This window comes from Streptomyces sp. NBC_01549 (assembly GCF_026339955.1).
Taxonomy (GTDB): Bacteria; Actinomycetota; Actinomycetes; order Streptomycetales; family Streptomycetaceae; genus Streptomyces.
Map to the genome: position 1 here is coordinate 5,700,856 of NZ_JAPEPW010000001.1, position 21,645 is coordinate 5,722,500.

A 21,645-nucleotide genomic window follows, 5' to 3' on the forward strand; every position below is an offset into this window, starting at 1 on the left:
CGCCCCACCGCTATGCGGTGGGGCGAAGTGCTGTCAGGGGGCTGGTGCGTGTGCGGGCTCGGGGTGTGTGGGTGAGCCAGGCGTCGATGCGGATGAGGTTGACGGCGGCGCCGGTGAGTTGGTGTTGGAGGCTGGTCTTGGTCAGGCCGCGGTAGCGGGATCTGCGCAGGCCGCAGACGTGGACCGCTTGGGAGATGGTGCCCTCGACACCGGCACGGATCTTGTAGCGGTCCTTCCACTCGTCGGTTGCCTGGAGCTTTCGTGCCTGCTGAAGTACTTCGTATTCGTCGCGGGGCCTGAGGTTGATCTCCCGGCGCCGGGGCTTGGGGGAGTTGACGCATTCCCGCAGCTGGGGGCAAGCGCCGCAGTCGGCCGGAGAGAACCGGACCCGAATGGTCGGCAGGCCCTCCTCCGAGCGGCGCTCGGCCCATTGCGTGCTGACAACACCGTTCGGGCAGGTCACGTGCTGGTTGTCCCAATCGATGGTGAACGCGTCCTGGCCGAAGGCGCCATCGCCGCGGGCGTGCGGAACAGTCACCGCTTTCAGCGGTCCGTGCAGGTCGACCCTGTGGTCACGGCCGGCCGCGACCAGGGCGCCACCGTTCGCATAGCCGGTATCCACCCAGTGCTCGCCCGGCAGCAGATCCCGCCGGGAGAGTTCGGCGTGGACCGGGGCGGCCATCCGGTCATCGGAGACGCTGCCCAGGGTGGTCACCACGCTCGTGACCAGATGCGGGGTGTCGTCCTCACACGTCTCAGTGACGTGGACCTTGTATCCGTCCCAGTTGATGTCGCGCTTTCCACCGGTGCGAACTTCCAGGTCATAGGGGGTCACCAGGCGCATCAGGCCCGGTGGCCGGTCTTTTGGGTCCCGGCGGGCCACCTCACCTTCGACCAGGTGGAAGTACTGAACCCACACCCGCCGCAGCACTTCGACTTCCGACAGACCTCGCAAGCCTGGCGGCGCGTCCTGGGCCCAGATGTTCCGCAGCAGATACATGCCGTCGTCGCCAACCCGCCGATACGTCTGGTCCCGGCGAGACCGCTCCTTGGGGAAGCGGGAGTCCTCGGCCCGGGTGGCATAGTGCTTGAACCACTCCGGCCGGGCCCGCTCGCTCAGCCAGCCCGGCTCGGCCAGAGCCACGGCGTTCAGCGCCGAGCGCAGGGTTTCCGCGACCAGTTCCAGCTGGTTCAGCTCGCGCACCGCCGACAGCACGTGGGTGGAGTCGGTCCGTGCCCGGCCCCGGGCGGTGACCAGTCCCTGCCGCCGGGCGGCCGTCAGGACCGTGTCCAGGACCTCCCGGCCGCCGTCGGCTGTCACGAGCCGGTCGCGGAACTCCGACAGCACTGAGAAGTCGAAGCCGGCATCGGCCAGCTCCAGCCCGAGTGCGTATTTCCAGTCGATACGAGCCCGCACCGCCTCCGCCGCCTGCCGGTCGGTCAGCGCCTCCACGAACTGCAGCACCAGCACCATCGCCAGCCGCCCCGGTGACCAGGCAGGCTTCCCCCGCGCCGGGAACAGGCCAGTGAACTGCCTGTCGCTGAACATCGGCCCCAGCTCGTCCCGGACCCGGATCGCCAGGCTCCCCCTCGGGAAGGCGGCCCGCGCCACCCGCACCGTCTCCGCCGGAACCTCGCCGGACCCGCTCGGCTGCATCGACATCCGCACCCACCCCATACGACAACGTCGGCCGTCAAGACCACAACCGGGTCTTGACGGCCGACGTCACGCACAGGCCCGAATTAACCAACAGCATCCAGTACGGTGCCGGGCCCCCCGTCGACGTATGTCCGGGCCTCAGGGCCTGTCCGGCGGATCATGCCGGAGACGCGGGGCTTGGCACGCCCTCCCCCAGAGGGGGTACCCCCAGCGGCGTTGTCGTCGGTTGCCGACTCCCCCACTCTCGGCTTCGCTCGAGCGGGGGGGGGACCCCCATCGCGTCGACGCCCTCCTCCGCCTTGCAGCTGCACGCACCAAGCCCCGCTCACCAGCGTCGATAAGGCACCGTCGCTTCCCTCCGGCCTGATCCGCCGGACAGGCCCTAGTGGTCGCCGAGGTGCATGTCCGCCGCCTCGACCTCTTCGCGGGTGACACCCAGCAGATACAGCACGGTGTCCAGGAAGGGGAAGTTCACCGCGGTGTGCGCGGCCTGGCGGACGACGGGCTTGGCGTTGAAGGCGACGCCGAGACCGGCCGCGTTCAGCATGTCGAGGTCATTGGCCCCGTCGCCGATCGCCACGGTCTGGGCGAGCGGCACCCCCGCCTCGGCGGCGAACCGGCGCAGCAGCCGCGCCTTGCCCGCGCGGTCCACGATCTCCCCGGTGACCTTGCCCGTCAGCTTCCCGTCGACGATCTCCAGCGTGTTGGCCTGCGCGAAGTCGAGCCCGAGTCGCTCCTTCAGATCGTCCGTGACCTGCGTGAATCCGCCCGAGACGACACCAACTTGGAAGCCGAGCCGCTTCAGCGTACGGATCAGGGTGCGCGCGCCCGGCGTCAGCCGTACCTCCTCGCGCACCTTGGCCACCACCGACGCGTCCAGCCCCTTGAGCAGCGCCACACGCGCGTGCAGCGACTGCTCGAAGTCCAGCTCCCCGCGCATCGCGGCCGCCGTCACCTCGGCGACCTGGTCCTCGCACCCGGCGTGCGCGGCGAAGAGCTCGATCACCTCGTCCTGGATGAGCGTCGAGTCCACATCCATGACGACCAGGCGCTGCGCCCTGCGGTGCAGCCCCGCCGCCACCACCGCGATGTCCACTCCGAGCGCCGCGGCCTCGGTCACCAGCGCGGTGCGCAGCGCCTCGGTCCCCGTACCGGACACGGCGAACTCGACCGCCGTCACCGGGTACTTGGCGAGCCGGAAGATACGGTCGATGTTGCCGCCGGTCTTGGTGATCCGGGCGGCGATCGCGGCCGTCGACTCCGCCGTGAGCGGATGCCCGAGAACGGTGACGAGGGACCGCCCCAGACCGCGCGGCCGGTTGTCGCCGAGGCCGGAGATGATCTCCGCCTGCATCTTCATCGACTCCGCCCAGCTGTGGACGGTGGCCCGCAGATCGCCCTCCAGGCCGACCGACGGCTCGGTCACGAGCGCGCACAGCACGATCCGGCCACGGGTGACGACCTGCTCGATGTCGACCACCTCGACGGAGTAGGCGGCGAGGGTGTCGAAGAGTCCGGCCGTGATACCCGGCCGGTCCTTGCCGAAGATCTTGACGAGGAGAGTGGGGACCTCGGGGGTCTGCGAAGGGCTCATGGTGACTCCACCGTATCCGGCACCCAGTGCCTTCCGCCCCTGAGGTCCGTCCAGCGGACGGGGAACACTGGGTGTCGCAGCGGTGTCGAGCACGTTGCCTGGCAACGACGGTCAGTGACGGTCAGTCCTGCCGCCCGGGCCCGGGCGGCCCGGGAGGCCCCTGGTCGGGCGGCGGCTGCGGCGGAGGCGGCACATCGCGCCCCCGTGGCCGCCGCTTCTGCGGACCGGGCGGCGGCGCCATCGGCCGGACGACCGTCGGCGCGCCGTACACGTCGGCGGGCGGGCGCGGCCGCTCGGCCGGCCGGCCGTCGGCGGGTTCCCGCAGCTCGTCGGGCAGCCGCAGATACGGATTGGTGTCGGGGTTCGCCGGCCGGTACGGCGCGCTCGGGTCGTACGGCCCGGGCGGCCCGGGCGGTCGGGGAGGTCGGGGGCGGGTGCGGCGACCGGAGGACCGGCCTCACCCAGTGCCAGCGGCGCCGCGCGCCGTCCCGCGGCCCCGCTCGCGTACGCCAGCAGCGCCCCCGCCGCCCCCGCGCCCGCACCCCACGCGGAGCCGAGCAGCAGCGCCATGCCCAGCTGCCCGTGCAGTCGGATTCCGGCGCCGAACGCATCGATGCCGAACACCGACAGCGAGGCGTCCACGGACACGTCCGTCAGCCACGCCAGCAGCGGCAGTGCCAGCGCCGTCACGATGCCGAGCCGAAGAGCGCAGCGCCCGGCGAAACCGAGGGCACCCCGTCCTCGTACATCGGGAGCAGCCGGTGTTCCCACCGAAGCCGCACCCCGCCCCCGTACAAAAGGCGTACGCGAGGCGGCGAGGACGCCCGCGAACAGCATCATCACCGCGGCCGCGACCCCCAACAGCCCCACCCGTCCGTCGAGTTCGGCGAGCCGGCCCAGGGTGACGGGCTGATCGGAGTCGACGCTCAGCAACCGGTCCAGGGGGTGGGGGAGCAGCTTGGCGAGTTCGCCGGTGGCCTTGCCGTCCCAGGGCACGAAGAGGCCGATCGGGATGCCGAGCCACACCCCGTTGGGCGCGCCGAGCAGCGCGGCGCCCGCGATCAGCTTGGGATGGGGATCGCCGATCGCTGCGTACGCCGCGGCCGCGAGCCCCGCCAGGACCGCCACCAGGACCACCGTGACCAGCGCGGACGCGGCCGGGCGCACCACCCGGTGCACGCCCTCCCAGCCGCGCGGCAGCGGGGTGCGCCGGGAGGCGAGCAGGGCGATCACCAGGATTCCGGCCGCCCAGGCCGCACCGCCGAGCAGCGTGGGCACCGTGTCGACCGTGAAGCCCACGGCCGCCTGCGCCTTCACCAGGTCGCTGATCTTGCCGGGCAGCAGTCCGCCGAGGTCTCCGAGCCCGCCGGGGAGCTTGTCGGTGATGTTCCCGAGGCCGCCGCCGCCCGTCACCCGGTCGAGGCCGAGCTTGCTCCCGTCGATCGTGATGACGTCGTGCCCGGCCCAGGCGAGCCCGCCCAGCGTCGCCACGAACAGCACGACCACCGAGCCCGCGCGCGCGAGGAGTTCGGACGGCGCGATCACAACTCCCGCCCCGCGCAGGGAGCGAAGGAAGAAGAAGGAGAGCAGGAGCGCGCCCACCAGTCCCACGCCCAGTGGCGTGATCTGTATGGCCGTGTGCGCCTGCGCCCCCTTCAGACCGAAGGCCGACACATCGCCGGACGGTTTGACCGCACCATTGGCCCCAAGGGCCACCACCGCCGCGGTCATCGGCCCGAGCGAGCCCGCCGCGTCCGCTCCGACCAGATGCAGACCGAGCGCGGCCGTGCCCGCCATCCCGATCAACGCCCAGCTCACCGAGGCGATCGCGGACAACAGCACATCCCCCCACGGCAGTCGCCTGCCGTGTCCCACGGTGTCGATGCTCATCGTCAGACCCCCCGATCCGCGCCGCGGCGTCATCACCGCGGATGTGCCCCTCGCGTGGGATTACCACTCTCCGGTCCGGTTTCAACCCCGTCAACGGAAACGGGCAACCCGCCGGTACGCGCTCGTCACATGGCCCGACTTTCGGTCAGGGGCTGCTCCTGAAATAGTTCCCCCCGATGTTCGACATCCCTAGACTCCCTGTGATGGGGGAACTTCGGGGGACAACTCAGTGGGGCATGGAGTGCCGGAACTCGTACTGGAATTGAATGGACGGACCTGGACGCTCGATGCGTCCAGGCCATACACCCTCGGACGTGATCCGCAGGGGGACATCGTGCTCGAGGACGCCAGAGTCTCCTGGCGTCACGCCACGATCAGCTGGGACGGCCGGAGTTGGGTCGTCGAGGACCACGGCAGCACCAACGGCACCTTTGTACAGGGGCAGCGGGTCCACCGGACGGAGATCGGCCCCGGTTCGGCCCTGCACCTCGGCAACGCGACCGACGGGCCGCGCCTGAACCTCTCCGGCGCCGCGGCCGCTGTCGCACAGCCTCAGCAGCAGCCCTACGCCGCGCAGGGCGCGAGCCCCGGCTGGGCCCAGCCGGCGCCACAGCAGCAGACGCCGGAGAAGAGTCACCAGCAGCCGCAGCAGCCCGCGGCGCGAGTGCCGCAGCAGCAGGGACCCGGTGGTGGCGCGGGGGCGCCGCCGGTCTACGGCGACCGCAGCCCGACCACCTTCTACCAGCTGGACCTCGGCCGGGTGATGCGCATCGGTCGTGCGCTGGAGAACGAGCTGGTCGTCTCCGACCTCCAGGTCTCGCGCCACCACGCGGAGTTCCACGCGACGCCCGACGGCCGCTTCGAGATCCGCGACCTCGGCTCGCACAACGGCACGTACGTCAACGGTATGCCGATCGCCAAGGGCGGCTCCGCGCTGCTCGGCCCGAATGACATCGTCGGCGTCGGACACTCGACGTTCCGCCTGGTCGGCGACCACCTCGAGGAGTTCGTCGACACCGGTGAGGTCTCCTTCTCGGCCCGCCATCTGACGGTGACGGTCGACGGCGGCAAGCAGATCCTCAAGGACGTCTCCTTCGGCGTCCCCGAGAAGTCGCTCATCGCGGTCATCGGCCCCTCGGGCTCCGGCAAGTCGACGCTCCTGAAGGCGCTCACGGGCTACCGCCCCGCCAACCAGGGCGACGTCCTCTACGACAACCGGAACCTGTACAAGCAGTTCGCCGAGCTGCGCCAGCGCATCGGTCTGGTCCCGCAGGACGACATCCTGCACAAGGAACTCACCGTCAAGAAGGCCCTCAAGTACGCGGCCAAGCTGCGCTTCCCCGCCGACACCACGGGCGAGGAGCGCGAGGCGCGCATAGACGAGGTGCTGCGCGAGCTGAAGCTGGACATCCACAAGGAGAAGAAGGTCACCTCCCTCTCCGGCGGCCAGCGCAAGCGCGTCTCGGTGGCCCTGGAGCTGCTGACCAAGCCGTCGCTGATCTTCCTGGACGAGCCGACCTCCGGTCTCGACCCGGGCATGGACCGCGACGTCATGCAGCTGCTGCGCGGCCTCGCCGACGACGGCCGTACGGTCCTCGTCGTCACGCACTCCGTGGCGGAGCTCGCGATCTGCGACAAGCTGCTGGTGATGGCGCCGGGCGGATCGGTCGCGTACTTCGGTCCGCCGGAGGAGGCGCTCAACTTCTTCGGCTACGAGACCTGGGCCGACGTCTTCTCCGCCTTCGAGAACTACCGCGACTACGACTGGGCGGGCCGCTGGAAGGGCTCGCAGCACTACCAGATGTATGCCGCGGACATCGACGCCGTCGCCCCGCAGTCGGCCAACGTGACGCCGCCGCAGGCGATGAAGCCGCCGAAGCCGCAGGGCTGGTTCTCCCAGCTCAGCACGCTGGTACGGCGCTATGTGTCGGTGATCGTGTCCGACAGGGGCTTCCTGGCGCTGACAGTGATCCTGCCGGCCGTGCTCGGCGCGGTGAGCCTGCTCATCGACCCGGACAAGACCCTGCTGGTGAACGCGCAGGTGAACCCGAAGACCGGCGTGCACGTGCCGAACGGCACGGCCACCACCGTGCTGCTGATCCTCGCGGTCGGCGCCTGCTTCGCGGGCGCGGCGAACTCCGTCCGCGAGCTGATCAAGGAACGGGTGATCTACGAGCGGGAGCGCGCCACCGGCCTGTCCCGCTCGGCGTACCTGATGTCCAAGGTGGTCGTGCTCGGTGTGATCACCGTGCTGCAGGGCGCCATGGTCGGCGCCATCGGGTTCACCAGCCGCACCAAGCCCACCGAGGGCCTGGTCTTCGGCAACTCGGTGCTGCTGGAACTCTCCATTCCGATCATGGCGCTGGGCTTCACCTCGATGATGTTCGGCCTGGTGATCTCCTCACTGGTGAAGACGTCCGAGAAGACCATGCCGCTGCTGGTCATGTTCGCGATCATCCAGGTCGTGTTCACGGGCTGCCTGTTCATCCTGAACGGCAAGATCGGCGTCAACGAGTTCTCGTACCTGATGCCGTCGCGGTGGGCGGTCGGCGCCGCCGGCGCCACGCTGGACTTCAACAACATCAATCCGAACACGGACGACCCGTCCAGCACGGACCCGCTGTGGAACCACACGGCGTCGGCCTACGGCATGGACATCGTCGCGCTGCTCGTCCTCGCCGCCGTCTGCGGCTTCTTCGTGGCCCGCTTCCTGCGCCGCCACGAGCCCGAGGTCATGCGCAAGTAGTCCCGCGCGGACGTATGCCGAAGGGCGGCACCCCCACCGGGGTGCCGCCCTTCGGCATACGTGTCAGAGGTCCGCGCAGGCCTCAGTACGCGCTGTTGACGTTGTCCATCGAGCCGTACTTGTCGGCCGCGTAGTTGGCGGCGGCCGTGATGTTGGCGACCGGGTCGTAGATGTTCCACGAGGTGCCGGGCACGTGGTAGGCCTTGAACGTCGGCGGGATCACCTGGAGCAGGCCCTTCGACGGGATGCCGTTGATGGCGTTGATGTCCCAGTCGTTGATCGCCATCGGGTTGCCCGAGGACTCGCGCATGATGTTGCGGTACAGCCCGTGGTACGAACCCGGGATGCCCTTGCGCTTCATGATGTCGAGCGACTGGCGGATCCAGCCGTCGAGGTTGTTGGCGTACGACTTCGTGGCGACCGTCTTCAGGGCGACCGTCTCGATCGCGGGGCGCTGCACCGAGCGGCTCGCGGCCTGCACCGTGCGCACGTTCTGGGCGACCTTCCTGGCCACGGCCTTCTTGGCCGCGGCCTCGTCGGCGGCCTTCTTCGCTGCGGCCTCCGCGGCCTTCTGCTTGACGGCGTCGGCGGCCGCCTTCTTCTTCGCCGCGATGGCCTGGGTCTTCAGGCTCACGCCGGCCAGCTGGTCCGTGAGGCGCGCCTGCACGTTCTTGATCGGGTGCTGGCTGAAGGCGACCGGGGCCGTGGAGATGGCGGCGTCGTCCGTGGTGGTTTGCGTGTGGCTCGGCGCCAGCGAGAACGCGAGGGCCGCGGCGCCGAGCGCGCCTACGCCGGCGAACGAGAACTTGCGGACCTTGGTCAGCTTCGGACTATGGCCAGGAGTGCGGGTGTTCTTGGTCATGGCTGATGGACCTCTTCGAATAGCGCGGAGGTCGCTCCCGGTCCGGTGGGGGACAGAGTGTTTCCGGAACTGGCGCCGAGGGGTGAAACCCACGGTGCTGAGCGACGGAGGCAATTCTTAGCGGCCGCAAAATACTGTGGCAAAGGTGTGACGTACGACGGCAGGTAGTAGGGGCAGTAAGGGCAAATCGGGGCAGACTGTCACGTCTTCCCCGCTCACTATGGGCGGCTTCACCTCCTATGCACCTTCGTACGTGATGCGCGCCCTATGTGCGGGGTCACATCGACCCTGCGGAATTGTCACCGGCAGTTGCTGGAGCAACGCTCAGCGTGAGGGGCCTTCCTCCGGAAGGACGAGGTGCACGTCCCCGAACTCGTGCCAGAGGTAGAGCCCGCTCAACGCCGCGGCGTAGCCGCGCTCGATCGCCGCCCGTCCCGCGATCGCCTCCAGCATCAGCAGATGCGAGGCCTCCGGCTCATGCAGTCCGGTCAGCAACCCGTCCACCACCCGCACCCCCCGCTCCGGGGTCACCACGAGGTCCGTCCAGCCCTTCCGGGCCCGGACCACCCCGTCGTCGTCGACGGCCGACTCGACGGCGCGTACGGCCGTCGTACCGACCGCGAGGATCCGCCCCCCTCCCGCTCGCGCGGCGTTGATCAGCCGGGCCGACGCCTCGGGCACCTCGTACCGCTCCGGATACGGGGGCTCGTGCGCCTCCGCCGACGCGACACCGGTGTGCAGCGTGATCGGCGCGAACTGCACGCCCCGGCTCACCAGCTCCGCCACCAGGCGCGCGGTGAAGGGCCGCGCCGCGCTCGGCATCTCCGCACTGCCGCTGCCGTCGGCCGACGGCAGCGCGAACACCGTCTGATAGACGGACAGCGGCTGGTCCCGCCACGTATAGGAGTAGCGAATGGGCCGCCCGTGCCGCCGCAGCAGCCCGAGCACGTCCGGATCCGACACCCGCCCCCACCACAACCGCGAGCCGCACGGCGTCAGCGGCTCCTCCAGTACGAGGCGTACGTCCCCGGCGAGGCGCACCTCCGTATCCACGGGTCCGCCCGCGCGCGCACGTGTGGTGCCCTTTCCATCGGGATCCCTCAGCTCGACGGCCCACCGTCCGTCATCGCCCCGCGTGGAGAAATGCACCACCACACGCGCGTGCCCGATCCGCCCGTCCACGGCGGCGGCCAGCGTGGGGGACGTGTTGACGATCAGCAGATCGCCCGCCCTCAGCCGCCGCGGCAGCTCCACGAACGCGTGATGCGACACCTCCGTACCGCACGACACGAGCAGGCGTACGGAGTCCCGGTCCCGCCCGGGCCCGCGCTGCTCGGCCGGCACCCGCGCCGACCGCTCCTCCGGAACCCGCACGGTCGTCGTCATCGCACCTCCAGCAGCGCCGGAGCGCCGTACCGGCCACTGGCGGGGCGCTCGTCCAGCAGCCGCAGAAAGGCCGGAACCACGCTGTCCGGCGTCGGCCGCGGACCGTCGTCGTCCGGTACGGCCGCCGCGTACAGGTCCGTGCCCATGTCCCCGGGATCCACGGCCCACACCCGCAGCCCGGGCTCCTCCTCGCCGAGCACGGCCGCCAGATGGTCCAGAGCGGCCTTGGACGCCCCGTACCCGCCCCATGTCTCGTACGCCTCCGTGGCCGCGTCCGAGCTGACGGCGACGACCGCACCCGTCTCCGCGGCCCGCAGCAGCGGCAGCGCCTCCTGGACCAGGCCCAGCGCCGCGACCACGTTGACCTCCAGGGCGTGGCGCAGCCCGTCCAGGGGCAGGTCCTCCAGGCGCACCAGCGGCTCGGCGCCCAGTGCGCTCGCGTTGTTCACCAGCAGGTCCACGCCGCCCAGCCCGCGGGCCGCCGCCACCAGCTCGGCGCGGTGCCCGGCGTCCCCCACATCCCCGGGCAGCGCCTCCACCCGGGTCCCGTACACGGACAGCGCCTCCGCTGTCTCCTCCAGCACCCCCGCGGTCCTGGCGTCGAGCACCAGGTCCCAGCCGCGCTCCGCCAGGGCCGCGGCGAGCGCCCGCCCCAGCCCCTTCGAAGCCCCCGTGATGATCGCTACCGGCATGACGTCCGTCCCCTCGTCCCAGCGCCGCCGCTCCCGGCGGACGCCCTCAACGTAGGAGCCGGGCCGCCCCCGCCGCCTCGTGCGCGGGCCCCAATGACCTGGGGCCCTTCGCCCTAGGCCCAGCGGCCTAGGCAGCCGCCACCACAGGTCGGATACGCACTGTCACACCCCGCCGGTACTTTGGGGACATGAGCCAAGGCCCCCGGTCCGGTCTGTACGCGGTGAGCACCGCTCTGCTGGCCATGAGCAGGCACCTCGAGGTGCGCGACGTCCTCAAGACGATCGTCGCCTCGGCCCGCGAACTGCTCGACGCGCAGTACGCGGCGCTCGGTGTACCCGACGACCACGGAGGCTTCGCCCAGTTCGTGGTCGACGGCGTCAGTGACGCCCAGTGGAAGGCCATCGGCCCGCTTCCGCGCCAGCACGGCATCCTCGCCGCGATGCTGCACGAGGCCCGCCCCGAGCGCCTCGCCGACGTGCGCGCGGACCCCCGCTTCGAGGGCTGGCCCGCCGCCCACCCTGACATGTCCGACTTCCTGGGCCTGCCGATCCGCGACGGCGACGAGGTCATCGGCGCCCTGTTCCTGGCGAACAAGAACAAGAAGGACTGCTCCTCGCCGGCCGGCGGCTGCGGCTTCACCGGGGACGACCAGGAACTCCTGACGATCCTCGCCCAGCACGCGGCGATCGCCCTGACCAACGCCCGCCTCTACGAGCGCAGCCGCGAGCTCACCATCGCCGAGGAGCGCTCCCGGCTCGCCCATGAGCTCCATGACGCCGTCAGCCAGAAGCTCTTCTCCCTGCGCCTGACCGCGCAGGCCGCGGCCGCCCTCGTGGACCGCGACCCCGCCCGCGCCAAGGGCGAACTGCACCAGGTGGCCATGCTCGCCGCGGAGGCCACGGAGGAACTGCGCGCCGCCGTCATCGAGCTGCGCCCCGCCGCCCTCGACGAGGACGGCCTGGTCGCCACCCTGCGCACCCAGATACAGGTCCTCGACCGCGCCCACTCCGCGCGCGTGACCTTCGCCGGCCATGGGGTGCGGGCGCTGCCCGCGGCCCAGGAGGAGGCGGTGCTGCGCGTCGCCCAGGAGGCCCTGCACAACGCACTGCGGCATTCTGGAGCCGGCCGGGTCGACGTCACCCTGGAGAAGCGCGGCCCCAGCACCGTCCTGCGCGTCAGTGACGACGGCAGCGGCTTCGAGCCCACGGCGACACGCACCGCGGGACGCCACCTGGGCCTGGTCTCCATGCGCGACCGGTCGAGCGGGGTCGGCGGCACCCTCAGTGTGGAATCGGCGCCCGGAAAGGGCACCACGATCGAGATGGAGGTTCCTGGTGGCTGAGGCAATCAAGGTGCTGCTCGTCGACGACCACCAAGTGGTCCGCCGGGGCCTGCGCACCTTCCTCGAAGTGCAGGACGACATCGAGGTCGTGGGTGAGGCGTCCGACGGCGCCGAAGGGGTCGCCCGCGCCGAGGAGCTGAAGCCCGACGTCGTCCTCATGGATGTCAAGATGCCGGGAATGGACGGCATCGACGCGCTGCGCAAGCTCCGCGAGCTCGCCAACCCCGCGCGCGTGCTGATCGTCACCAGCTTCACCGAACAGCGCACGGTCGTCCCGGCCCTGCGCGCGGGCGCCGCCGGCTATGTCTACAAGGACGTGGACCCCGACGCCCTCGCCGGGGCCATCCGCTCCGTGCACGCCGGGCACATCCTGCTGCAGCCCGAGGTGGCGGGTGCACTGCTGTCCCAGGAGGAGGCCAACTCTGGCCAGGGGAGAGGCGGTTCACTCACCGAACGGGAGCGCGAAGTGCTCGGCCTGATCGCGGACGGCCGCTCCAACCGGGAAATCGCACGCGCGCTCGTCCTCTCCGAGAAGACCGTCAAGACGCATGTCTCGAACATCCTGATGAAGCTCGACCTCGCCGACCGCACGCAGGCCGCGCTCTGGGCGGTACGCCATGGGGCGGCGGGCTGATCAGCCGCGTGTCGGCGGCAACTCGGAGGGTTCCGCTCCGGGCTGAGATTCATACCGTCGTGTGTATGTCACCCGGTTGGCGCATCCTCCGGGGATCTCGGCCGTTCTCCAGTGCGTGCCGCGGCGACTGCCGCGGTGATCGCTAGGGAGGGCTCAGAAGTGAAGAACCTGAAGAAGGCCACGGCTGTCGCGATGGTGGCCGGCGGGCTGGTCGCCGCCGGTGCCGGTATGGCCTCCGCGACGGACGGCTCGTGGGCGGGCGGCAGCGCCCAGGGCTCCCCGGGCGTCGTCTCGGGCAACGTCATCCAGGCCCCTATCCACATCCCCGTGAACGCGGTCGGCAACAGCGTGAACGTCATCGGTGTCCTGAACCCGGCCTTCGGCAACCTGGGTCTCAACCACTGAGCCCCACACCCCACCACCCCCACCGGCCTCCCAGGATTCTCCTGGGAGGCCGACTGCCGTGTCCCTCCGGGGGCAGGGGGGGGCTGGTGCCCAGCCCCGCCCCCCAGGGGCGCGGGGAACTGCGCGCCCAGCCCCCACCCACCCGCGGTCAACGAACCCACCCGGTGGTCTGGGGGCGGAGCCCTCAGGTTCGGGATGGGTCGGGTAAGGGCGGCGGGGGCGGAAACAACCCTCAGCGCACCCCCCGCTCCCGCTCCTCCACGAACGCGTTGTACGCCGCGACCTGCGCCCGCCGAGCCGTCCGCTCGACCGGCCGCAGCGCCACCGCCCGCGCGGACATCTCCGACGCACTCACTGCCCCGCCATGCCCGTTCTCGTACGCGACGGAGATCAGCAACCCCACCCGCTGGGCCAGCTCCAGCACCCGCACCGCACGCGGCGGATACCCGGGCGCCAACACCTCCCGCCCCCGCTCGGCCCGAGCCCGATACGCATCGACCGCCGCCTCGGCAACCGGCCCCGACCCCGCCACGTCGAGTCGCGACAACACCTCCGTGGCCTCCCGCAGTGCCTCCGCGAGCTCCCGCTCGGCCTCCCCGAGCGAGGGCACATCCGCGGGCGATGCCTCCCGCACGGTGAGGCAGTGCCACACCACCTCGACATGGACATCACCGTCGGGACCGGCCTCGTACACCTCGGGGACGAGCCCGAGCGCCGCCCCGTGGCAGACCACCGCCTCCTCCGCCTCGAGGGCCCGCGCATTGAAGTCCGGCGGGCCGCTCAGCCCGAGCGGATGCCCCGGCGCGGGCAGCGCGACCCGCAGCCCGGTCACCCCGAGCGCGCGCAGCCGGCCGAGGGCGAGCGTGAGCCCGACGGGGCCGGACTCACCCGGCAGCCCCTCGACCCGGTGTACCGCGTCCTCACCGACGATGGCGAGCACCGCGTCATCCGGCGAAACGAATCCGGCCAAAAGGGCATTTCCCCATGCGGCCAAGCGTCCTGAGCGTGGTTCCGAGAGCATGCGTCCACCCTAAGGACCGACCGATGGATGGGAGCGACCGACCGGTGGCGTAGGTTTTCCCTGGGGGCTGCGTCCACAGACGTAAGCGACGGCCGAGACTGCAATGGGAGACAACGCGCTCATGAGCGATGTACTGGAGCTGGAGGACGTATCCGTGGTCCGAGAGGGCCGGGCTCTGGTGGACCAGGTCTCCTGGTCGGTCAAGGAGGGGGAGCGCTGGGTCATCCTCGGCCCGAACGGCGCCGGAAAGACGACCCTCCTGAATCTCGCCTCCAGCTATCTCTTCCCCAGCGAGGGCACCGCCACCATCCTCGGCGAGACCCTCGGCAAGGTCGACGTCTTCGAGCTGCGCCCGCGCATCGGCGTGGCGGGCATCGCCATGGCCGAGAAGCTCCCCAAGCGCCAGACCGTCCTGCAGACCGTGCTGACGGCCGCCTACGGCATGACAGCGGGCTGGCACGAGGACTACGAGGACATCGACGAACAGCGCGCCCGCGCCTTCCTCGACCGCCTCGGCATGAGCGACTACCTGGACCGCCGGTTCGGCACGCTCTCCGAGGGCGAGCGCAAGCGCACGCTGATCGCCCGCGCCCTGATGACCGACCCCGAGCTGCTCCTGCTCGACGAGCCCGCCGCGGGCCTCGATCTCGGCGGCCGCGAGGACCTGGTCCGCCGTCTCGGCCGCCTCGCCCGCGACCCGATCGCCCCCTCCATGATCATGGTCACGCACCATGTCGAGGAGATCGCTCCCGGCTTCACCCACGTCCTGATGATCCGTCAGGGCAAGGTACTCGCCGCGGGCCCGCTCGAGCTCGAACTCACCTCGCGCAACCTCTCCCTCTGCTTCGGACTCCCGCTCGTCGTCGAGCAGGTTGGCGACCGCTGGACCGCGCAGGGCCTGCCGCTGTCCTGACCGACAGGAGCACCCGGCACCGACAACCCGGCACCGGCGACCCCGAACCAAGGCGCCCCGTACGCGAGATGCGGCACGAAACACCCGGTACGAGCCCCTTCTCAACCGATCTGCGCCCTGTCCGCGCCCGGCCCGCGGACCTACCATGACCACGTGAACGACATCAACGCATGGGAGTGGTGGCTCGTCGGCGCGGCCGCGCTGGGCATTCCGCTCGTGCTGACCGCGATGCCGGAGTTGGGCATGCTCGCCCTCGGCGCCGCAGCGGCGGCGGCGACAGCGGGCCTCGGCGGCGATGTCGTCCTTCAGGTGGTCGTCTTCGCCGTCGTCTCGTTCGCGCTCATCGCCGTCGTACGTCCCGTCGCGGCCCGACACCGCGCCCAGCGTCCCCAACTCGCCACTGGAGTCGAGGCGTTGAAGGGAAAACAGGCCATCGTCCTGGAGCGGGTGGACGGTTCGGGCGGTGGTCGGATCAAACTCGGCGGAGAGATCTGGTCGGCGCGCGCCCTCGACATCGGGCAGGCCTACGAGGTGGGCCAGGAGGTGGACGTCGTGGACATCGAAGGAGCCACGGCGATTGTGATGTGACCTCGTGCGACGCAAGTGAACCGAACGCCCCACGTGGCAGACGACGGTCTGTCAGACTCGTCGAGCAAGATCTTCAACAACCATAAGATCTTTCGGAATTACCGAGGCGGAGAAGGGTACGGGGAGCATCGATGGCACCAATCATCATCGTCCTGATCATTCTGGTGGTGTTGGTCTTCATTGCCCTGATCAAGACCATCCAGGTCATCCCACAGGCCAGCGCGGCCATCGTCGAGCGTTTCGGCCGCTACACGCGGACCCTGAACGCGGGCCTGAACATCGTGGTCCCGTTCATCGACTCGATCCGCAACCGCATCGACCTGCGTGAACAGGTCGTGCCGTTCCCGCCGCAGCCGGTGATCACCCAGGACAACCTGGTGGTCAACATCGACACGGTCATCTACTACCAGGTCACCGACGCGCGCGCCGCCACCTACGAGGTCGCCAGCTACATCCAGGCGATCGAGCAGCTCACCGTCACCACCCTGCGCAACATCATCGGTGGCATGGACCTGGAGCGGACCCTCACCTCCCGCGAGGAGATCAACGCGGCCCTGCGCGGCGTCCTCGACGAGGCCACCGGCAAGTGGGGCATCCGCGTCAACCGCGTCGAGCTCAAGGCGATCGAGCCGCCCACCTCCATCCAGGACTCGATGGAGAAGCAGATGCGCGCCGACCGTGACAAGCGCGCGGCGATCCTCACCGCCGAAGGTATCCGCCAGTCGCAGATCCTCACCGCCGAGGGTGAGAAGCAGTCCGCGATCCTGCGCGCCGAAGGTGAGGCCAAGGCCGCCGCCCTGCGCGCGGAGGGCGAGGCGCAGGCCATCCGTACGGTCTTCGAGTCCATCCACGCCGGCGATGCCGACCAGAAGCTCCTCGCCTACCAGTACCTCCAGATGCTCCCCAAGATCGCCGAGGGCGACGCCAACAAGCTCTGGATCGTGCCCAGCGAGATCGGCGACGCCCTCAAGGGCCTGAGCGGCGCCATGGGCAACTTCGGCCCCATGGGCGGTGGTTCGAGCGGAGGCGGCGAGCGCCGCGAGAAGCCGTCCGTCACCGACTGACGCGCTGGTCCCTACGACGATGGGGCCCACTTCCTGCCTTTCGGCGGAGGTGGGCCCCATCGTCGTAGGAACTGCCGGGCCTAGGCCGCGGGCTGGGCCAGCCACTCCGGGAGGGCGTCGAGGTCGTCCCGGCCCAGCGCCAGCAGCATCGCGTCCGCGGGCGTCGGCTCGAACGGCTGCCGCAGCAGCGGCATACCCGCCTGCTCCGGAGTCCGGGCCGCCTTGCGGTGATTGTCCTCCGCGCAGGACGCCACCGTGTTCAGCCAGGAGTCCTGACCGCCCTGCGCACGCGGCACCACGTGGTCGACCGTCGTCGCCCGCCTTCCGCAGTACGCGCACCTGTGCCGGTCACGTACGAGCACACCGCGCCTCGACCACGGCGCTTGTCTTCGGAAAGGCACCCTCACATACCTGCACAGCCTGATGACTCGGGGCACGGGTATGTCCAGCGCGGCGCCGCGCATACGGAGTTCGGGGTGGGCCTGCTCGACGACAGCCTTGTCCTGCAGCACCAGAACGACGGCTCGGTTCAACGTCACCGTCGACAGCGGCTCAAAGCTTGCGTTCAGAACCAGCGTGTCCCGCATCCAGCCCACCTCCCGTGCGCACCGGCCCACCCCCTGGCGGGCTTGGATCAACTCTGGCCGGGCACGCCGAGATGGACAACGCAATAAAAATGCCCGCCTCTGATCACTTCCAAGACCAGAGGCGGGCAAACGTTCAGTGAACGTGTGTCTTCACCGCTTTACGCGGGAGACGCGTACTCCCCCATCAGCTGGGCGCGCGCCAGCGTGTGGAACCGCAGATTGAATCCCACGACGGCCGGCGACACCTCCGCGTCGGGACCGAGCTTCTCCTGATCCACGGCGTACACCGTGAACACATACCGGTGCGCAGGATCCCCGGCCGGCGGCGCGGCGCCACCGAAGTCCTTGGAGCCATAGTCGTTGCGCACCTGGACGGCACCCTCCGGCAGCCCCTCGAACTTGCCGCTGCCCGCACCCGTCGGCAATTCCGTCACCGAAGCGGGAATGTCGAACACCACCCAGTGCCAGAACCCACTCCCCGTCGGGGCGTCCGGGTCGAAGCAGGTCACGGCGAAGCTCTTGGTCTCCGGCGGGAACCCCTCCCAGCTCAGCTGCGGCGAGGTGTTCCCGGCCGCGTAGACCTGAGCGTCCTTCAGTACCGCACCCGACTCGACGTCCTCACTGGTGACCGTGAAAGCCGGAACGGGCGGATGGAAGTCATGGGGAAGCGGCGGCCTCTTGGGCTCGGTCACGTCAGAACCTCCTGAACGGCGGAATCTTTCGACCCGAGCCTAGGTCCTGTCGTCAGATTCCCGTCGTCCGCCCGAAGGGCGGGCCTTGCGGCGTCAGGTGCGTGCTCTCGGTGTGCCGGGCGCAGGCCCTCGTACTGGATGTACTCGGGTCTGTGCCCGGTGCGGCGAGAGTACGTGCATGGCGCCGCGGGGCAGACGGGAATTTGACGACAGGGCCTAGACCTCGATTCTTCCGAGGGCTGGCGGCGGCAGTGTGAGCGGCTGACTGCCTGATATGTCCCGTGCCGTGTCGGGACTGGCCGTCGCGTGACGCTGCGGGGCGTCGGGTTCCACGGGCCCGAGGGTGGTGCGGTCCTCTCGTTGTTGTCGGGTGGTGGCCGGCCGTCAGGTGAGGGCCGGAAGCTGGTGAGCGCGCTGCCAGGCGGTGGCGAACGCTGCCCCCCAGGGCCAGGTGCGGTCGAGGTGCAGGGTGCGCCGGCGGGCGTGGGAGGTGAGCCGGGCGGGCAGGTGGTACAGCTTCCTGCGGATCGTCTCCGGTTCGGCGGCGGCGAGTGCGGGCTCGTCGTGCAGGAGGAGGAGCCGGGTCCAGGCGTCGAGGTCGGCGGCGAGCGTGGCGGCCAGCACCCAGGCCATGTTGAGCTGCCAGGACTTCGAGGGCAGCAGCCCGAGGCCGACCCGCTTGATCGCTTTGACACGGTCCTCGACCTCGGCGTGATCACGGTAGAGGGCGTCGACGAACCACACCTGCCCGGAGCCCGGGGCCCCGGAGAGCCCTTGGCGGGCGGGGATGTTCGTGGCGACGATCTGGTAGCGCCAGCCGGTGCGCTTCTCGAACGCGGTCAGCTTCTTCGTATCCCGCCGCGAGGGCTTGACCCGGCGCACGATCAGCCGCATCCCGGCCGGCCAGCCGGTCAGGTCACGGACCCCGGTCAGCTCGGCGACCTGGTAGGACACCCATTCCCCATCGGGTCCCTTGATCTCGTGGAGTTGGCCGTCCTGCCGCAGTGCGGCCGTCCACACGTTCTCGGGCAGCAGCGCGATGGCCCGCTCGTCCGTGGCGTTGATGGCCCAGCCGGTCACCCAGCGCACCCGGCGCCGGCTGGTGGTCAGACTCTGGAGATGGTCCAGGACCTCGTGGCTGAAGGCCGCGCCGTCGATCCGCACCAGCAGCTTCGACCACAGCGGGAGCGGGAGCTGCCGAAACGCCGAGGCCAGGACGCTCTTGTGGTCGGCGACATCGTTCGGTGGCGCGTTGCCGGGCCGCAGCAGCATGGCGACGCACTCACGGGTGTTGGCCACCCACGCCCCCAGCGGCATGTGACCGAAGGTCCCCTTGAAGGTGCCCGCCGCGCCTTCCTTGCGGCTGGTGCAGGTCACGATGGTCGCATCCAGGTCCAGGACGTACCAGCCGGTCAGCTCCCGGCCGCACACCGAGATCCAGGGGAAACCGCCGGGCCGCAGGGCGAGCAGCGTCCACACCACGCGGCGTATCGCGGCACGGGCGCGTTCCACCCTGGCCGCGACCGGGGCGTCGATCGCGGCCAGGGCGCGGCGCAGGGTGCTGTCCGAAACCGGGCGCGGGAACACCGCACGCCAGTGGTACTGGAGTTGCTCGGCCTCCAGGACGTTCGTCGCGCCGAGCACGATCGCACAGGCCAGCTGGACCAGCGCCATGCCCCGGTCCCGCCAGCCCGGCCCGGTGCCCTTCGGCAACGCCGCACTCAGCGCGGCGGCCAGGCCGACGCGGTCGGCGACCTTCCGCAGCAGCACCACGCCCGCGTGGCCGATCAGGTTCTTGCCGTCGGCCCGCACGGCAAGCCGGTGATCCCATTCGGTAACCTGCACCTGTTGGGTGCCTCTTCTCCGCGACGTTCTTGATCTCAGCAGTCAGATCATCGCAGGTGGGAGGCACCCTTCTTCTGCCGGGACGTCAGATCACTTTCATAGCTGAATACATGAGGTAGAACCAGCTGCGCTTGCTGCCGACCTCGGACAGCCACTGGTTCAGGTACGCGGCCCAGTCCGTGCCCTGGTAGTCGTGCAGCCCCACCCGGAAGGAGCGGTACGAGTCGCTGCCCTCACTGAAGAGGCCCGGCTTCTTGTCCATCTCCAGGATGACGTCCATCTCGTGGTCGTCCGCGACGAAGCTCAGTTCGACCTGGTTCAGCCCGCGGTACTGCGACGGCGGGAAGAACTCGATCTCCTGGTAGAACGGCAGCTTCTGCCGGGTGCCCCGGATGTGACCGCGCTCCATGTCCGCGTTCTTGAAGCGGAAGCCCAGCTGGATGAAGGCGTTCAGGATCGCCTGCTGCGCCGGCAGCGGGTGCACGTTGATCGGGTCCAGGTCACCGGAGTCCACGGCACGCGCGATCGCCAGCTCGGTGGTCACACCGATGTGCATGCCCCGCAGCGGCTGCCCGTCGATCGTGGTGATCGGCGTCTCCCACGGAATCTCGAGCCCGAAGGGAACGGCGTGCACGGAACCGGCCTGCAGCTCGAAGGCCCCACCGAGCCGCAGCTTGGTGAACTCGATGTCCTGCTTGTACTCCTGGTCGTCGTGCCCCTCGACCTCGACCTTGGCCTGGAGCCCGACCGACAGCCCCTCGATGGCCTGGTTCACGGACCCGCCCTGGATCCGCACCTCACCCTGCACGACACCGCCCGGGACGACGTTGACCTCGGTCAGCACCGTCTCGACCGAAGCCCCACCGGCTCCCAGGCTCGCAAGCAGCCGCTTGAACCCCATGTTTCTTCCTCCCCAGGCAACGCCTGTGCTCCGTCGTACATCCGTCTGGATCCTTGATCCCTACAAACGCGATTCGGCCGCGGCCGGTTCCGCGCCCCCACCCTTACAAGGAGGACGCTCCCTGACCACCCGCGGACACGCACGCGTGCATGCCCATGCGCACGGTCCCTCACCCGGCCACATCCGTCCGGGCGACTGGACTACGCTCATAAGCCATGATTGCGGCCCCTGACCGTACGCCCATCACCCGGGACTTCTTCGACCGCCCCGTACTGGAGGTCGCCCCCGACCTGCTGGGGCGCACCCTCGTCCGCACGACACCGGACGGTCCGATCGTGCTGCGTCTCACGGAGGTGGAGGCGTACGACGGCCCGAACGACCCCGGCTCCCATGCCTATCGCGGCCGTACGGCCCGCAACGGCGTGATGTTCGGTCCGCCCGGGCATGTATACGTCTACTTCACCTACGGCATGTGGTTCTGCATGAACCTGGTGTGTGGTCCGGAGGGCAACCCGAGCGGGGTCCTCCTCCGTGCCGGAGAGATCACCGAGGGCGCCGAACTCGCTCGCAAACGTCGACTCTCAGCCCGAAATGACAAGGAACTGGCCAAAGGGCCCGCGCGCCTGGCCACGGCACTCGGCGTGGACAGGGCCCTCGACGGCACCGACGCCTGCGCCCCCGAGGGCTCCGCGCTGACACTGCTGACGGGCACCCCCATCCACTCCGACCAGGTACGCAGCGGTCCGCGCACCGGAGTGGCCGGCGACGGAGGCGTCCACCCCTGGCGCTTCTGGGTCGCCAACGACCCCACCGTGAGCCCTT

Annotated in this window: 17 protein-coding genes and 2 pseudogenes (1 of these 19 only partly in view); 8 read left to right on the forward strand and 11 right to left on the reverse strand. The window is 70.1% G+C overall.

Annotated elements, in window-relative coordinates:
- Nucleotides 1-10: 10 nt before the first annotated feature.
- The 3 genes and pseudogenes from OG819_RS25395 to OG819_RS25405 form a co-directional block, all read right to left on the reverse strand.
- Entirely contained in the window at nucleotides 11-1,663 is a 1,653-nt protein-coding gene (locus OG819_RS25395) for an IS1182 family transposase (protein WP_266651238.1), read from the reverse strand.
- Between the two features lie 379 nt (nucleotides 1,664-2,042).
- Nucleotides 2,043-3,254, reverse strand: a complete 1,212-nt coding sequence (serB, locus tag OG819_RS25400) for a phosphoserine phosphatase SerB (RefSeq protein ID WP_266623633.1) — start codon at nucleotides 3,252-3,254, stop codon at nucleotides 2,043-2,045.
- Nucleotides 3,255-3,375: 121 nt separating this feature from the next.
- Nucleotides 3,376-5,211: pseudogene (locus tag OG819_RS25405) on the reverse strand (streptophobe family protein).
- A gap of 174 nt (nucleotides 5,212-5,385) precedes the next feature.
- Here OG819_RS25405 and OG819_RS25410 point away from each other — a divergent pair.
- Nucleotides 5,386-7,890, forward strand: coding sequence for an FHA domain-containing protein (locus OG819_RS25410; RefSeq protein ID WP_266651239.1), 2,505 nt, complete (start codon nucleotides 5,386-5,388; stop codon nucleotides 7,888-7,890).
- 82 nt (nucleotides 7,891-7,972) lie between these two features.
- Here OG819_RS25410 and OG819_RS25415 read toward each other — a convergent pair whose 3' ends face one another.
- The 3 genes and pseudogenes from OG819_RS25415 to OG819_RS25425 form a co-directional block, all read right to left on the reverse strand.
- Nucleotides 7,973-8,752: a transglycosylase SLT domain-containing protein gene (locus tag OG819_RS25415; RefSeq protein ID WP_266651240.1), complete on the reverse strand. Its 780-nt coding sequence runs from the start codon at nucleotides 8,750-8,752 to the stop codon at nucleotides 7,973-7,975.
- Nucleotides 8,753-9,051: 299 nt separating this feature from the next.
- A pseudogene (locus OG819_RS25420) lies at nucleotides 9,052-10,138 on the reverse strand (S-adenosylmethionine:tRNA ribosyltransferase-isomerase).
- Nucleotides 10,135-10,830 carry an SDR family oxidoreductase gene (locus tag OG819_RS25425; RefSeq protein WP_266623629.1) on the reverse strand — a complete coding sequence of 232 codons (696 nt, stop codon included), beginning with the start codon at nucleotides 10,828-10,830 and terminating at the stop codon, nucleotides 10,135-10,137. The pseudogene OG819_RS25420 and the gene OG819_RS25425 overlap by 4 nt, the downstream one beginning before the upstream one ends.
- Before the next feature lie 188 nt (nucleotides 10,831-11,018).
- Here OG819_RS25425 and OG819_RS25430 point away from each other — a divergent pair, with 188 nt between their 5' ends.
- The 3 genes from OG819_RS25430 (at nucleotide 11,019) to OG819_RS25440 (ending at nucleotide 13,212) form a co-directional block, all read left to right on the forward strand.
- A complete protein-coding gene (locus OG819_RS25430; protein ID WP_266651241.1) occupies nucleotides 11,019-12,173 on the forward strand; it encodes a GAF domain-containing sensor histidine kinase in 1,155 nt (384 codons plus the stop codon).
- Nucleotides 12,166-12,807, forward strand: a complete 642-nt coding sequence (locus OG819_RS25435; RefSeq protein ID WP_266415573.1) for a response regulator transcription factor — start codon at nucleotides 12,166-12,168, stop codon at nucleotides 12,805-12,807. Before OG819_RS25430 ends, OG819_RS25435 begins: the two co-directional genes overlap by 8 nt.
- Before the next feature lie 159 nt (nucleotides 12,808-12,966).
- Entirely contained in the window at nucleotides 12,967-13,212 is a 246-nt protein-coding gene (locus OG819_RS25440) for a chaplin (protein ID WP_266415575.1), read from the forward strand.
- 232 nt (nucleotides 13,213-13,444) lie between these two features.
- Here OG819_RS25440 and OG819_RS25445 read toward each other — a convergent pair whose 3' ends face one another.
- Nucleotides 13,445-14,233 carry a hypothetical protein gene (locus tag OG819_RS25445; RefSeq protein WP_266651242.1) on the reverse strand — a complete coding sequence of 263 codons (789 nt, stop codon included), beginning with the start codon at nucleotides 14,231-14,233 and terminating at the stop codon, nucleotides 13,445-13,447.
- 121 nt (nucleotides 14,234-14,354) lie between these two features.
- On the opposite strand from OG819_RS25445, the gene OG819_RS25450 reads away from it, so the two are divergent.
- The 3 genes from OG819_RS25450 to OG819_RS25460 all read left to right on the forward strand — a co-directional run bounded on the left by OG819_RS25450 (nucleotide 14,355) and on the right by OG819_RS25460 (nucleotide 16,798).
- Entirely contained in the window at nucleotides 14,355-15,146 is a 792-nt protein-coding gene (locus OG819_RS25450) for an ABC transporter ATP-binding protein (RefSeq protein ID WP_266415579.1), read from the forward strand.
- Nucleotides 15,147-15,299: 153 nt separating this feature from the next.
- Nucleotides 15,300-15,734, forward strand: coding sequence for an NfeD family protein (locus OG819_RS25455; protein WP_266415580.1), 435 nt, complete (start codon nucleotides 15,300-15,302; stop codon nucleotides 15,732-15,734).
- Between the two features lie 131 nt (nucleotides 15,735-15,865).
- Nucleotides 15,866-16,798: an SPFH domain-containing protein gene (locus OG819_RS25460; RefSeq protein ID WP_266623625.1), complete on the forward strand. Its 933-nt coding sequence runs from the start codon at nucleotides 15,866-15,868 to the stop codon at nucleotides 16,796-16,798.
- An 80-nt stretch (nucleotides 16,799-16,878) separates the two neighbouring features.
- Here OG819_RS25460 and OG819_RS25465 read toward each other — a convergent pair whose 3' ends face one another.
- The 4 genes from OG819_RS25465 to OG819_RS25480 form a co-directional block, all read right to left on the reverse strand.
- Nucleotides 16,879-17,385: an HNH endonuclease gene (locus OG819_RS25465; protein WP_067364630.1), complete on the reverse strand. Its 507-nt coding sequence runs from the start codon at nucleotides 17,383-17,385 to the stop codon at nucleotides 16,879-16,881.
- A 158-nt stretch (nucleotides 17,386-17,543) separates the two neighbouring features.
- Nucleotides 17,544-18,077, reverse strand: a complete 534-nt coding sequence (locus OG819_RS25470) for a YbhB/YbcL family Raf kinase inhibitor-like protein (protein ID WP_266623623.1) — start codon at nucleotides 18,075-18,077, stop codon at nucleotides 17,544-17,546.
- 384 nt (nucleotides 18,078-18,461) lie between these two features.
- Nucleotides 18,462-19,922, reverse strand: a complete 1,461-nt coding sequence (locus OG819_RS25475) for an IS1380 family transposase (protein WP_266648810.1) — start codon at nucleotides 19,920-19,922, stop codon at nucleotides 18,462-18,464.
- 85 nt (nucleotides 19,923-20,007) lie between these two features.
- Nucleotides 20,008-20,823 (reverse strand): sporulation protein, encoded by an 816-nt coding sequence (locus tag OG819_RS25480; protein WP_266651243.1) that lies wholly within the window; start codon nucleotides 20,821-20,823, stop codon nucleotides 20,008-20,010.
- A 215-nt stretch (nucleotides 20,824-21,038) separates the two neighbouring features.
- Here OG819_RS25480 and OG819_RS25485 point away from each other — a divergent pair, with 215 nt between their 5' ends.
- A protein-coding gene (locus tag OG819_RS25485) for a DNA-3-methyladenine glycosylase (RefSeq protein WP_266623621.1) crosses the window boundary here: on the forward strand, nucleotides 21,039-21,645 show its 5' portion. The gene runs 35 nt beyond the window's last position; the window shows 607 of its 642 coding nt (coding positions 1-607); the start codon lies at nucleotides 21,039-21,041; its stop codon lies beyond the right edge, outside the window.

What these genes read in the sequence shown, in the direction of transcription:
- OG819_RS25430 (WP_266651241.1), top strand. Translation starts at nt 11,019, where the DNA reads ATGAGCCAAGGCCCCCGGTCCGGTCTGTACGCGGTGAGCACCGCTCTG.
- OG819_RS25460 (WP_266623625.1), top strand. Translation starts at nt 15,866, where the DNA reads ATGGCACCAATCATCATCGTCCTGATCATTCTGGTGGTGTTGGTCTTC.
- OG819_RS25450 (WP_266415579.1), top strand. Translation starts at nt 14,355, where the DNA reads ATGAGCGATGTACTGGAGCTGGAGGACGTATCCGTGGTCCGAGAGGGC.
- OG819_RS25425 (WP_266623629.1), bottom strand. Translation starts at nt 10,830, where the DNA reads ATGCCGGTAGCGATCATCACGGGGGCTTCGAAGGGGCTGGGGCGGGCG.
- OG819_RS25415 (WP_266651240.1), bottom strand. Translation starts at nt 8,752, where the DNA reads ATGACCAAGAACACCCGCACTCCTGGCCATAGTCCGAAGCTGACCAAG.
- OG819_RS25480 (WP_266651243.1), bottom strand. Translation starts at nt 20,823, where the DNA reads ATGGGGTTCAAGCGGCTGCTTGCGAGCCTGGGAGCCGGTGGGGCTTCG.
- serB (WP_266623633.1), bottom strand. Translation starts at nt 3,254, where the DNA reads ATGAGCCCTTCGCAGACCCCCGAGGTCCCCACTCTCCTCGTCAAGATC.
- OG819_RS25465 (WP_067364630.1), bottom strand. Translation starts at nt 17,385, where the DNA reads ATGCGGGACACGCTGGTTCTGAACGCAAGCTTTGAGCCGCTGTCGACG.
- OG819_RS25445 (WP_266651242.1), bottom strand. Translation starts at nt 14,233, where the DNA reads ATGCTCTCGGAACCACGCTCAGGACGCTTGGCCGCATGGGGAAATGCC.
- OG819_RS25395 (WP_266651238.1), bottom strand. Translation starts at nt 1,663, where the DNA reads ATGTCGATGCAGCCGAGCGGGTCCGGCGAGGTTCCGGCGGAGACGGTG.